Origin of the sequence: Bacillus sp. JJ1122 (assembly GCF_036964885.1) — a bacterium.
Classification (GTDB): Bacteria; Bacillota; Bacilli; order Bacillales; family Cytobacillaceae; genus Mesobacillus.
In genome coordinates, this window is sequence record NZ_JBALQL010000026.1 from 212285 (window position 1) to 225199 (window position 12915).

The window sequence follows — 12915 nt, forward strand, 5'->3', positions numbered from 1 at the left end:
CAACGTCGGCACTAGTACATCGTGTCCCTCGAAGTGCCTGACAGTGAAGTCGTTCTTTGACTACATTGGCAGTACCGAAACCGAAATGTGTAGCCGACTGCCCAGAAACGCAGAAACTGGAGACTCCGACAAAAGAACCGCTTTTTGCTTCTGCCGGCGGAGTTGAAGTTTCGGAGTTTCTAGGAGGCAAAAATAGACAATTCGAAAAGCGGAGCCGCAGCTAGACATGCGTCTCGAGGGGCTAGGCGCTTGAACTGGATTAAGCAAATCCGGCTTGATTTATCCACACCTTTAAGATTTTATAATTTCCTAAACAAAAAAAGGGTGACGTGTCATCACCCTTATCGGTTTTAAAATGGCTGCCACATAAGTGTTCTAGCTTTATTGTATCTTTGTTCAACCTCTTGCCAATTGACTATCTTCCACCAATTTTCTATATATTTTGCCCGTTCGTTTTTGTATTGAAGATAGTATGCATGCTCCCAAACATCCAGCACGAGCAGCGGAATTACATCCCATTGGGTTAAGTTTTGGTGTTTTTCAGCCTGGAGGATTTCCAATCGGTGGGCTCGTGGAGACCAAACCAGGATCACCCACCCAACAGCTTCGACGTTTTTTGCAGCTTCGGTAAAATGCTGTTTGAATTTTTCAAAGCTGCCAAATGACTGATTAATTGCTCTTCCTAGCTGGCCTTTTGGAGCTCCTCCCCCATCAGGACTCATGATACTCCAAAAAATGGTATGAAGATAATGCCCGGAACCATGAAAGGCAGCTTCTCTTTCCCAGTGCTTGATTAAACTAAAATCGCCGCTTTCACGCGCTTTTTGCATCTCTTTTTCTGCCTTGTTCAACCCATCCACATAACTTTGGTGATGCTTCAAGTGATGGAGCTTCATAATTTCTTCGGCAATGACAGGCTCAAGTGCATTATACGCATACGGAAGAGGCGGCAAAACATGTCCCCCAATTGGAACAGGTTGGACTCTTTGTCCCTGCTGCCGTGCCAATTCATCTTCTGATCCATTTAATAAGCCAGCAATTTCCTCATATAAGTTTCTTGCTTGAGTGTATAATTCTTGTTGATCATCCGCTTTTTCAGCATCTTGTTTTAAAGAGATAAGAGTTTCTTCCCATTTCTGAAGTGTTGCTTCATCATTGGGATCCTCCAGTTGTCCCCTCATAGCAGTCAATTTTGTTTCCATCTCCCTGCACCATTCAACTAATGAATACTTGAACCAATAACCGTTCATATACATCGCCTCCAAAAAAATGCTCATCCGTATCAAAATATGTATGGATTTGGTTAGAGATGACTTTTATAAAAAACTTCACTTGAAGAGCAAGATATAAAATTGATTACTTTGCTTCATCAAAAAAGTTTATAATAATAGTTATATGAACGTTTTAAAGAGAGGAGTTTTTCCATGACTTATCCAAACACAGAAGAGACCTTGAATTTATTGAGAGCTTTGGTCAGTATCCCAAGCCCATCAGGAAATACAAATGAAGTGATTACATATGTTGAGAATTACCTAAACGAATTAAATGTTGATTCAAAGAGGAATCGCAAAGGTGGGTTGATCGCGACTTTACCCGGCAAGGATCAGCAGAATCACAGAATGTTAACGGCCCATGTAGATACACTTGGAGCGATTGTAAAAGAAATCAAGCAAAGCGGCCGTCTTAAGCTCGATTTAATCGGCGGCTTTAATTTCAATTCCATTGAAGGTGAGTATTGTGAAATTGAAACATCTTCAGGGAATAAATTCACCGGCACGATTTTAATGCATCAAACCTCAGTTCACGTCTATAAAGATGCAGGAAAAGCTGAACGCAATCAAGATAATATGGAAGTCCGCCTGGATGAAAAAGTGAATAACGCAAATGATGTAAGAGCTTTGGGGATTGAAGTTGGTGATTTTGTCTCATTTGACCCGCGGGTTCAGATTTTGCCAACAGGTTTCATTAAATCCCGTCATCTTGATGACAAAGCGAGTGTAGCGATCCTCCTTCAGCTAATCAAACAGGTAAAAAAGGAGAATATTGAACTCCCTTACACTACACATTTTCTGATTTCCAATAACGAAGAAATCGGGTATGGTGGCAACTCCAATATTACTCCTGAAACAGTTGAGTATCTTGCTGTAGATATGGGTGCCATGGGCGATGGGCAATCGACAGATGAGTATACTGTCTCGATCTGTGTGAAGGATGCGAGCGGACCGTATCATTATGAGCTTAGAAAAAGACTTACTCAGCTTGCGATTGATCATCAAATTGGCTACAAGCTGGACATTTATCCATACTACGGGTCAGATGCATCTGCCGCGATACGTTCAGGAAATGATATTATCCACGGATTAATCGGCCCAGGCATCGATTCATCACATGCCTTTGAAAGAACACATAAAGATTCAATTGATAATACAGCTAAGCTTCTTTATCATTACGTGCAATCTGAGATGATTTTATAAGATAGCTCTGTTAAAGCTGAATGTTGATTTTAAGACCCGTTGATTGTAGTGGAAGGCGCGTAGACTCCTGCAGGCTCAGCCCCAGCCCTGCGGAATGCGAAGCGCCTGGAACGAAAATCAACAGCCTTGGTTAACAGAGCCTATAAGATAAAAAGTGACCATTCATTCGTGAATGGTCACCTTTTTGAATAGATAAATTTCTTTAGTCAATTGAGAGCTTCACTGCTCTAGTCGCGATGAAGCATTTGATATACTCGTCTAACGGTCTTCTGCCGCCAAAATCATCTTCATAAAAGCCAGTGATCACAAAGCCAGCTTCTATCTGTCCCTGAATTTGATCCTCAAGCGTATGCCCGAACTCTATCGTCTTATCTGCATTCAGATATTCGGTAATTTGTTCATCGGTTAAGTTGTCGAGTGAAGATGATGGTATGGAGTTTTTAACGACCAGATTCCCTTTCATATCTTCCTCATCATCAAAAATGAAAAGCAGAGGATTCGTAAACCCCGATATAAGGAGTCCATTATTTTTTAGAACACGTGAAGCTTCATTCCAAACCTTTGAGATCTCTTCAACGAATAAGTTCGCTACAGGATGAACGATGATATCAAACTGCGAATCTTCAAAGCAGGATAGGTCTGTCATATCTGCAAGTTGCGTTTTTAGCATTAACCCATCTCTCTTAGCGACAAAATCATCCTGCTCTAATTGTTTTTTCGAGATATCTACAACCGTTACATCTGCTCCTGCTGCAGCCAGCAAGGGGCCCTGTTGGCCTCCTCCAGACGCAAGGCACAGTACTTTTAATCCTTTCAGGGAAGCTGGAAACCAGTTCCTTGGCACCGGCTTGCTTGTTGTCACGGTTATTTCCCAATCCCCAGCCCTGCTTTTCTCAATCATTTCTCTAGATACAGCTTTCGTGTAGACAGCCGCTTCCTCTACCTTCTTATCCCATGCAAGGCTATTTTGTTTTACTATATTCAAAGTCCTCATCCTTCCTATCCAGGAAAATCCAAAGAACATTTTAGGATTTCCTCATATAATTCATGCCAATCACGATAATATTTCTTTATAGTGCAAGGGTTTATAAAAATACGCTCAGCTGATTCATATTGAGCGTGAAATTCATGGATTTGCGTTATATCCATGCGATAGAAAACTTGATAGCCCACCATTGGATATTTGCTGCTTTCACTCCAAAATGGATTTTCAGAATGATCGACAATGATATATCCTATTTGTTTGCATTCCCCGGATACATATCCTTCTTCCATCACTTCCCGCTTAAAGCCTTCCTCCGCTGTTTCACCTGGTTCTAGATGTCCACCGGGAAAATCCCAGCCACGGTGGTTCAAATTCACTAACATCAAATCATTATCATAAAAACAAAAACCGTGTACACTTGTAATGAGTTCGCGCAGAGGAAGCTTTCGTTCACTTAACCAAGTTAATTTAATGATTGATTCTCCCCAATTAGCATATGTAGTGCTCAATGTTTCCCCCCATTTTTGAGAATATTGCTTGCACCAGCTATAACCATTTCGCGAACCAGGCAACATAATATGCAGCTGGTATAAAGATTATTTGTGCAAGAATTGTCCCCGCGAATTTTGAGGAAATCATGGCAAATGAGTAGCTTTTTAAGAAAACGTACTTCTTTTTATCCTTTGTGACACGATCTGCAAGGACAGATGCTTTAGGATCAATGAATAAAGTCAGCAATAATGTGGCTATTCCATTGATAATACCCGATGATAAAACGACTGCCTGTGCATACTTTGGTTCAGTCAGCAAAGAACCATATATGGCTGCTAGTACTCCTACTGTATAAACAGCTGTAATCAATATATTGACGATAAAAAGCCTTTTCGGAAATGTATGTATATTGATCCCCTTTAAAAATCTGCGGCTAGGCATACGGAAGCATAAGACCACCCGTTTCAGTCCCTTTAAATTGAACCATTTCTTAGTCAAGGTAAAAATTGACCCGCGTTCATTAGAAAGCTGAATAATAGCCCTTGAAAAAATGGCAATAAAGGTTGGGAACAAAATCATTCCAAATAATACACCGACAGTTGTAAATCCTATAAGGATGCGGAATTGGTTCTCAAGGAATTCCAGACGATTTACCCCTTTTGGCACTTCAGCGATGAGTTTTCCTGTAAGTGGCTGTTGAAACATCGTAGAAAGACGGCTCGCTACAACCAGGGTGTTGAATAATGAAAGCGCAGAGGCAATCAGCCCGACTCTTGCACCGGATAATCTTGTAGAGTAAGCCAAAGTTTCGATAGTGGTAACTACTAAAATAAATAAAGCAATAACTAGTAATCGTTCTGATAAAATGTCCATTCAATGGCTCCTCAAATGTAGCAGACCCGCCAAATTATTTATTGCTAAACAACCTTTTAACAAATTATGATGAGTTGGAAATCCGCTGAATTTCTGTTTCAATTAGCTGAATCCAATAGGTGAAGTACCTCTACCATTCCTTTCCAATTATACTCAAATTAACTATGCTATGACAATAAAAAAAGCTCCCAATATAAAATTGAGAGCAACGCAAATAAATTTTTGATTTAAAAATTTGAATCTACCCTTTTTGCCTGATCCGTTCCACTACAGTTGCGACCTCATCTGGCTTAACAAATTCCACCGGTGAAAATCCTTTTTCAAAGACAACGGAGTCTGCTTCGATCATAAGTACATATTTCCCGTTCATTTTAGCAAGATGAATACTATCGCCAAAGTCTGCAAGCAAGCCCTTTACCGATACGTGGTCCAGTTTCATCTTAAGTTCCAGCTCAGGTGTATGCTCGATCAGCTGAGCAGCTGCTTCGATAACCTGTTCTGGTTCAAAGCGTTCCTGCAGCTCGCGTTTTTCACTGGCTGCCCATATTTCCATCGCGTTCTCAAGCTGTTCTCGTTCTTCACTTTCTGGTTCGAAGGTTTCTTCCATATGCCCTCTTACCATTTCAATGACTTGAGACTTGACGATTTCTGGCATCGATTTTCCATACTCAACGTATTTTAGGAAATCCTCGAAATAGCGGGCATGTGAAGCCTGGTTGATTTTCAGTTCATTATCTTGAATCATCCCTTCTTCAGGCATGTAAGGATATTGGATAGATTTCATGTTTTTCGTCGTAATCGCCATTTCAACCTGACGGATCAAGGTAGACTCATCAGAAATGGAAGCAACTTTAGGTTCGAAATCACATTTCAATATAAAGACGAATGAATCATCAAAATACTTGCGAAGCTTGGCACGAGCAACAATAAATACTCCGCCGCGCACTGCACTAGTATCCACATAAGCGATCGCAAATTTTTCACTTTCATTCTGGAAAACTTCCTTTGATTCCGCATAGCGAACTCTGTGAAAAAGATTGTAGTTTGGATTTGAAGTGAGGTCATGCCCTCCTTCAACAATGAAGTAGCCTATTTTTGTCGGCACTTCTTCCGTTTTTGGATGGCGTTCAACCTTCCGTTTCACAATTTTAGCAAACTCTCCATCAAGGAAATCCTTCAAGGAGCTATTCTCATATTCTTCTTCGTTTAATGTCTGGAAATGCTTATACCTTCTGTCGGCCTGGTCACCTTTTCCTTCAACTTGGACGACATAAAATGATAGATTCTGTACTTCAAATTCCATGTTCAATCTCCCTGCTGCCAGTATTTCTATTCTCCGTGAAAATACAGCACCCTTAAAGATATGATGCTCTATGATACTTATCAATTCATTAAATGAAATTCTGTTTTACTGCCTGTTTGTGTAGAAATAACCTCAAGCCGTGCGTCAATCCGTTCCTTCAGTTCCGGTACGTGGGAAATGATACCGACAAGGCGTCCGCTGCTCTGAATATCAATGAGTGCTTCAATGGCTTGGTCTAATGATTCTGGGTCAAGAGTACCGAAACCTTCATCAATGAACATTGTTTCCAGCGAAACCCCGCCAGCATAGTTTTGTACAACATCTGCAAGGCCGAGTGCCAGTGATAAAGCTGCTTTAAAGCTTTCTCCACCTGAAAGAGTTTTAACATGCCGTTCCTGGCCGGTATAGGCATCCAGCACAAGAAGCTCAAGCCCGCTTTGGACATTTCCTTTAGAACGGTCAGTTTTTCGCAAAAGCCTGTAACGTCCACTTGTCATCTTATTAAGCCTGACATTTGCTTCCGCCAGAATATCGTCAAGAAATGCCGCGAGAACAAAGCGTTCAAAAGTTATACGGTATGTGTTTTGGCCTTTGGAAATTTCATAGAGGTGGCCTACAAGCTTATACCTTTCCTCCAGTACTTTCATTTGCTCATTTAAAGACTCAACCATTTCCAAAATGGCTTGATTATCACGCTTTTTCAGATTGAGATCCTGGTAGATTTCATCGGCTTGTTTAATTTTCTCATTCAGTTCTGTAAATTGTTTTTGCAGACCTTCAATATCTGGCTTTTTTACATCCTGTAATATATTGGACAATTCAGTATATCGGTCAGAAACGGATCGAAACTCTTCACGATAATTACGTATATCCATTTCAAGCTTTTGAATATCTCGTTCATCTTTTTTCGCTCGATGGTAAGCTTGAAAATTTTCGAATCCCTCGGCGTTCATCTTATTCTTGAAAACATCTCGTTCAGAAACAAGTTCAGCATTCTTTTCTGTAAGTCGTTTTTCTGCATCTTCTCCACGTGCCTTTTCTGTTCCCAGCTGTTCCTTCGCATCCTGAAAATTTTTTCTGGCTTGTTCAAGCTGATGTTCAAGGTGCTGCTGCAAGTCACTTGCATCTTTAAGCTTCTTTTCATAAGCCACAATTGATCGCAGGTCTTCTGGTATTGTTTCTGTCATTCTTTCTAATGTCGTCTTCTTTTCTGTATATTGAATCACCATCTGATGATAGCTTTCTTCTAACGTTTTTAACTGCAGCAGAAGCTTCTCTTTGCCTTCTTCATTCCTCTTGATTTCAGTTATTAATTTTTCAAGAGAATTCACCTTGGCTGTAAGCTGATTTTGTCCTAATCGAAGCTTCTCTTGAAAGCTTTGTATTTGTAAAATTACATCATCAAGTTCGGCGGTTTTGAAATCTGGCCTTAGCTGAATGATTTCTGTTAACAGTTCTTCCCCAGCTCTTGTCAAAGACTTAAAGTTCGCCTCTGCTTCAATAAATCCTTTTTCAGCTAAGCTCTTTTCCTTTTCCAAATTTGAAACCTGGACCCTTGCTGCCTTTAAATCTTCCTCTGTCGGTATAAAACCGTCGTTTGCCGATGCTGGCTTAGGATGCTGCTCTGAGCCGCATACTGGACACGCTGTTCCATCATGAAGAGAGGCTGCCAGAACAGCCGCCTGAGAATGCAGCCATTTTAGCTCTAAGTCTTCTACAGTTGCTTTCCCATCTTCGAAACGGGCATTAGCGTTATTATAGGCAGACTTTTTCTGTTCAAGTGACTGACTTGCCATTTCCACTCTAAAGTTATGTGCTTGCATTTTTTTAAGCTTGTCCAGCTCTAGACTGAACTTTTCAAGTCTCCGGTCATTCTCCAATAAGGAAAGCTGGGCCTTTTCTGCTGTTTCTTTTTCAGCTTGCAAAATCTTCACGCGCTCTTCCGAAGCCTTAACAGTAGATTCACCCTTCTCCCTCTCCTGCTTTACAGCATTAAGAGATAAAGATAATTCTTCAACAGCTTTAGCAATATTTGCGAATGCCTGTACATCATCTTTCATATTTTCGAGCTTGTTCTTTTGCTCTGCAGCTGCTTTGCGCTCTGTTTCTCGGTCAAGCTGTTTTTGATGTTCTTTCTCTGCCTGCGCAAGCTGATCAGTAAGCAGGCTTATCTTTTTTGAGATTTGCTCCGCTTGTTCTGTAAGGTTATCGCATTCAGCCTTTAAACGATGGCAAAGCTGTTCCTGAGTTGTAAGTAGTGCAGCTTTCTTAGCCAAATCTGCTTCATTTTCCATCTGTTTAAAACTTTCCTGCTGTCCCTCCAAATTTTCTTTTTTCAATCGGAGATCTTCCAGGGTTTCCAGCTGTTTAATCGTAGTTTGGGCTTCAAATAAACGCTGCTGTTGAATATCACGTTCCTTTTGTCTTTCTGCACGGTCAATGTTCATTTTTTCAAGTTTCAAGCCCATTGCAGCTATTTCTGCCTTTAGAAGCGGCATGATTAAGACATCATTCACACTTCCAGCTTCAACGTATTCCTTAAGCTCATCATTTTCTTCCGCCTTGATGGCACGGATCGCTGAGTTTCTTTTATCTACCTGGTCCTCAACAGATTTCTTTAGGACCGTCGCCTCTTCCTTGAGTTTTTCTTCTACTCTTTTGTAAATTTCAGTGTGGAAAAGCCTTTGCAGGATGACTTCTTTATCCTTGCTGTCTGATGTCAAAAGCTTGCGGAATTCTCCCTGGGGAATCATTAGGATCTGCCGGAACTGGTTACTGTCGATAATCATGATTTCCTTGATTTTTTCATCCACTTCACGAACATTGGATGCTAGCAGATGGGGGTCTCCGTTCACGTCAAGCAGATAAAGTTCTGCCTTAGCACCCAACATGGTGAAGCCGTCACCGCTCTTCTTTTTCTTTTCCTGCTGCGGAGATCTCGTTATCAAGTATGTTTTTTGGCGGAGTGAAAATTCCAGGCTGACTTCTGTCAATAAGTCATCATTTGCAAACTGACTTCGCAAATCGGGTCCATTCCTGTCCTCACCGCTTGCTTTCCCATAGATTGCATAGCTTATCCCATCAAAAATTGTTGTCTTCCCAGATCCCGTTTTACCTGAAATGACAAACATCGTCCTGTTTTCAAGTTCCCTGAAGTCAATCGTTTCAGTACCCGCATATGGACCAAAAGCCTGCATGGTTAATTTTAGAGGTTTCATTTTACTGCGTCCTCCTTAAGCACTTTATCAATTACGCCCGCCATCAGCCCGCGCTTATCTTCGGTAAAATCGGCAGTCGTCATTTCCTGATAAAATTGCTCAAACAATTCGAGTTCCGATTTTTTTTCTTCCCTGATGGAAGTAAAGTTCTGCTTGTGTTTTTGGTCGATGGATTCGATTTTCCTTTCAAGATGCAGAACATTTGGAAATACATGGCGCAGCTTCCCCATTGGATCAATCAGGGCTCCATCGTCAAGTAAGGTGATTTTTAAATAATCATTCGTATTCTCTTTTTCATAAAATGAAGGATCAAGGAGCTGGTCAAGATGGCCTTCGATTTCGCGCATGTCCTGTTTGGGCTGCATGGTTCGATACCGCATGTCAAACCCGCCCTTCTCATTCATTTCCACGATAGAAATCGACTTTCGCTGCTTGGCTTCTGAAAATGAATATTTTAAAAGTGACCCTGAGTACTTGATTTTGTCATGTTTGATTGCGTCAGGACTATGGAGATGGCCTAAAGCAGTGAAAGAAAAAGGATTAAACAGGTCTTGTGTAACACATCCAGACCCTCCAACCGATAATGTTCTTTCCGAATCACTGGTATCCCCGCCAAGGACAAAGGCATGTCCAACAAGAACATTCACTTCATTCGGGTTTAGGTTTTCCTCAATTTTCCCTATGACTGCTTTCATCGCGTCCTGATGCGAATGAATCGAAGGATCGTCCAACAAATGACGGACAAGACCTGGCTCAGCATAAGGAACGAGGTAAAAATTCACCCCGTTGATATGAACCGGCTTAAAGTCGTTCGTTAATTTACCAGAAAGATAGAAATGGCTATGACGATACCATGAGCTTCCGAAAGATAGCCGTTCCGCACTGTCATGATTGCCTGAAATGGCCACAATCGGTGTGTTCAGCTGAACATTGATTTTGAAAAGTACTTCATCAAGCAGGTCCACCGCATCGGTAGGCGGGACAGATCGGTCATAGAGATCACCTGCAATGACAACAGCATCCGGCTGTTCCTCTGCGACCAAATCGACGAATTGATTCAATACCTCGCGCTGATCATCGGTCATATACATCCCATGAACAAGCTTTCCCAGGTGCCAATCACCAGTATGGATAAATTTCATTCCAATCCCCCCTGTAATCAAAAAATTATTTATATAGTAGGTCATTACAAGATCATTTTTACAATGCTACTATTATATCAGACTCATATTTTCAATGTGCATTTAAAAAAAGGAAAACGAACGGAACATTTGTTCTTATCCTATCAAATTTCACAATGGAAATCTACCTGAATTTTCCTTTTCACTATGCTAGTATTAATAATTCACTTGGTGGTTAATGAATAAAGCCGACAGTGTGGCTTTTTCATAATTCTCCCCCGTGTAAAGCGAGTGCATGAGCGGAGATCTCCAGAAAACTTTATTAAAGTTTTAAATATAATTTGCCCATTAAAAATTGACTTTTCTCATCAAGTCTTAAACAATGAAGATAGTAAATCAATGAAAAAGCTGGGGAGAAATGATGAATACAAAAGCTGATGCTTTATACCAATTCCTTGTCGAACATGCTACAGATTTTACGGACGACTGGCTAAAGAGACAACAGATTAATACAGGATCAGATTATTCTGCTGATGCTCCTCCTGAGGTTATGAACAAGGTAAAAGAACAAAACTCTCATTATGTTAGACTGGTTGCAAAGTCACTATTTCAGACAGAAGATGAGATGAAAGAAACCATTTCTGCCTGGACGAGCCAGACGGCTGCAGACAGGATTAAATCGCATACTCAGCTTACGGAAGTTGCATGGAACTCGGGTGTTTTTCGTCGTGTTTATTGGGAATACATCCAGAAGTTTGTTAAACAAACAGATTTAGAAATCACCCTTGAAGATGTTTTCATGTGGGAAAAGAAATTGAACTATACTCTTGATTATGTACTTGAAACTTTTATTATTTCTTTTATGGAAATCATGATGAATCGTCTTTCTTCACAAGCTTCACTCATCAGGGAACTCAGTGCTCCAGTAATAATAATAACGAAGAATGTGGGACTCTTTCCGCTTATTGGAGAAATCGACACAACAAGGGCAAGGGGGTTAATGGAATCGACCTTGACTCAGTGTATTCAGGCTGGTATCAATACTTTAGTTCTCGACCTATCTGGTGTTGTAATGGTTGATACAATGGTGGCGCATCAAATTTTCAAATTGATGGATGCATTGAAGCTTCTAGGGATACAATCGATTATGACAGGAATCAGGCCAGAAGTTGCTCAAACGGCAGTACAGCTGGGTTTGGATTTCTCAGGGATCATGACTGCTGGAGATTTGCAGCATATCATTAAAAAGCTACTGCTCAACTAATAACTTTTAAATCGATGGTTAGATTAATTCTCTTATATTTAGGATTGCCCATATAATAAAAACAACCTGCCGGGATGAATCTGGCAGGTTTTATTTTTTATCAAAAAGAACAATCATGAGCAGCCCCCGCCGCAACTCGAGCAGCTGCTCGAGGAACAGCTTCCAGAGCAGCTGTGACCAGAGCAACCGTTCCCATCATGGGAATCATGACTGCTGTCACCTGTTCCGCAAAATACCGCACTGCACCCTGATGTGCCTGGAGTTTGGCTGGCATAGGCGTAATCTTTTGCGTACAACCAGTAATCATCAAAATAATAGTACGAATAAAATACCATGACCATCGACAATGTGGATAAATCACCGTATCCTGCTGGCCGAGTGAATTTCCCCTTTTTATGTTTGATATACATTTCCTCTGATTCAAGGATCTGCTTTTTCAACTGGCGTATTAAATAATTTACCAACTCTTCATTCTCATCATTCACTTTGAAATATCGCTGTTTTAGCTCTTCCGCATTTAGTGCATAAACATTTTTTAATACAGTTGGATCCATTGGATTTTGGAAGAAGGCGCCCCATGCCCTCCATGTATACTCTGTAACCTCAAACATCTGTGTAAATACCCAATCGAAAAAGGCACGCTCCTGAGGTGCTGGTTCCGGTTCGAGATTTGGTGTATGGTGCAGCATCTTTCCCAAATATTTATTCGAAAAAAGTTCATATTGTTTTGTGAACATTAGCATTTCATGCCAGATTTCGTCCACCTTCACGCTGAACATCGGTGTATTTTTCATGATGGAATTCAGCAATAAGTACCGTTTCAATTCAAACATTCTCCACTCAAACTCATCCTCACTGACTTCAGGATGTTCACTTAAAAAACGGATTTTTACCTGGTTTTCATATTCGTATGAAAGTGCCTGTTCCAGTTTTGATAGTAATTTTTGTGCAGGTACCTCATTAAGCAAGCCAAGATTTTCAGGTATATTTTCCTTCAGCAAAGCCTTACGATTTTTTTCCTTTTTTTTATAAAAAGCAATCGAGACAAGGATGGCAGCTCCTGCTGTGGAGGCTAAAAATATCATCATTTTAATGTACCCCCTTTTTATGTGGTAAAAATGATATATTGTAAATACGATTAAAATAAGGAAAAAGTTTCATGTGAACTGTAAATTAAATGTAAAT

Annotated in this window: 11 protein-coding genes; 3 read left to right on the plus strand and 8 right to left on the minus strand. The window is 40.6% G+C overall.

The window, feature by feature from the left end:
- The first annotated feature begins 56 nt into the window (after window positions 1-56).
- The gene (locus tag V7201_RS16665; protein ID WP_335377874.1) at window positions 57-224 is read left to right on the plus strand and encodes a hypothetical protein; all 168 of its coding nucleotides are present in this window, start codon (window positions 57-59) and stop codon (window positions 222-224) included.
- A 126-nt stretch (window positions 225-350) separates the two neighbouring features.
- Here the strand turns inward: V7201_RS16665 and V7201_RS16670 are convergent, their stop codons facing one another.
- Window positions 351-1250, minus strand: a complete 900-nt coding sequence (locus V7201_RS16670) for a superoxide dismutase (protein ID WP_335377875.1) — start codon at window positions 1248-1250, stop codon at window positions 351-353.
- 174 nt (window positions 1251-1424) lie between these two features.
- Between V7201_RS16670 and V7201_RS16675 the strand changes: the two genes are divergently transcribed.
- Entirely contained in the window at window positions 1425-2474 is a 1050-nt protein-coding gene (locus tag V7201_RS16675) for a M42 family metallopeptidase (protein WP_335377876.1), read from the plus strand.
- A gap of 202 nt (window positions 2475-2676) precedes the next feature.
- Here V7201_RS16675 and V7201_RS16680 read toward each other — a convergent pair whose 3' ends face one another.
- The 6 genes from V7201_RS16680 to V7201_RS16705 form a co-directional block, all read right to left on the minus strand.
- Window positions 2677-3459, minus strand: coding sequence for a class I SAM-dependent methyltransferase (locus V7201_RS16680; RefSeq protein ID WP_335377877.1), 783 nt, complete (start codon window positions 3457-3459; stop codon window positions 2677-2679).
- A 14-nt stretch (window positions 3460-3473) separates the two neighbouring features.
- Window positions 3474-3968, minus strand: a complete 495-nt coding sequence (locus tag V7201_RS16685; RefSeq protein ID WP_335377878.1) for an NUDIX domain-containing protein — start codon at window positions 3966-3968, stop codon at window positions 3474-3476.
- A 37-nt stretch (window positions 3969-4005) separates the two neighbouring features.
- The gene (locus V7201_RS16690; RefSeq protein WP_335377879.1) at window positions 4006-4824 is read right to left on the minus strand and encodes a lipid II flippase Amj family protein; all 819 of its coding nucleotides are present in this window, start codon (window positions 4822-4824) and stop codon (window positions 4006-4008) included.
- Window positions 4825-5065: 241 nt separating this feature from the next.
- A complete protein-coding gene (locus V7201_RS16695; protein WP_335377880.1) occupies window positions 5066-6127 on the minus strand; it encodes a DUF3900 domain-containing protein in 1062 nt (353 codons plus the stop codon).
- A gap of 80 nt (window positions 6128-6207) precedes the next feature.
- Complete coding sequence (locus V7201_RS16700; RefSeq protein ID WP_335377881.1) at window positions 6208-9345, minus strand: SMC family ATPase; 3138 nt, start codon at window positions 9343-9345, stop codon at window positions 6208-6210.
- A complete protein-coding gene (locus V7201_RS16705) occupies window positions 9342-10487 on the minus strand; it encodes an exonuclease SbcCD subunit D (RefSeq protein WP_335377882.1) in 1146 nt (381 codons plus the stop codon). The genes V7201_RS16700 and V7201_RS16705 overlap by 4 nt, the downstream gene beginning before the upstream one ends.
- Before the next feature lie 397 nt (window positions 10488-10884).
- Between V7201_RS16705 and V7201_RS16710 the strand changes: the two genes are divergently transcribed.
- Window positions 10885-11730 carry an STAS domain-containing protein gene (locus tag V7201_RS16710; RefSeq protein WP_335377883.1) on the plus strand — a complete coding sequence of 282 codons (846 nt, stop codon included), beginning with the start codon at window positions 10885-10887 and terminating at the stop codon, window positions 11728-11730.
- Between the two features lie 113 nt (window positions 11731-11843).
- Here V7201_RS16710 and V7201_RS16715 read toward each other — a convergent pair whose 3' ends face one another.
- The gene (locus V7201_RS16715) at window positions 11844-12818 is read right to left on the minus strand and encodes a hypothetical protein (RefSeq protein ID WP_335377884.1); all 975 of its coding nucleotides are present in this window, start codon (window positions 12816-12818) and stop codon (window positions 11844-11846) included.
- Window positions 12819-12915 lie beyond the last annotated feature (97 nt).

Excerpts from the sequence above, each read along its gene's own strand:
- V7201_RS16705 (WP_335377882.1), bottom strand. The coding sequence starts at position 10,487 with ATGAAATTTATCCATACTGGTGATTGGCACCTGGGAAAGCTTGTTCAT.
- V7201_RS16715 (WP_335377884.1), bottom strand. The coding sequence starts at position 12,818 with ATGATGATATTTTTAGCCTCCACAGCAGGAGCTGCCATCCTTGTCTCG.
- V7201_RS16695 (WP_335377880.1), bottom strand. The coding sequence starts at position 6,127 with ATGGAATTTGAAGTACAGAATCTATCATTTTATGTCGTCCAAGTTGAA.
- V7201_RS16670 (WP_335377875.1), bottom strand. The coding sequence starts at position 1,250 with ATGAACGGTTATTGGTTCAAGTATTCATTAGTTGAATGGTGCAGGGAG.
- V7201_RS16700 (WP_335377881.1), bottom strand. The coding sequence starts at position 9,345 with ATGAAACCTCTAAAATTAACCATGCAGGCTTTTGGTCCATATGCGGGT.
- V7201_RS16690 (WP_335377879.1), bottom strand. The coding sequence starts at position 4,824 with ATGGACATTTTATCAGAACGATTACTAGTTATTGCTTTATTTATTTTA.
- V7201_RS16710 (WP_335377883.1), top strand. The coding sequence starts at position 10,885 with ATGATGAATACAAAAGCTGATGCTTTATACCAATTCCTTGTCGAACAT.
- V7201_RS16675 (WP_335377876.1), top strand. The coding sequence starts at position 1,425 with ATGACTTATCCAAACACAGAAGAGACCTTGAATTTATTGAGAGCTTTG.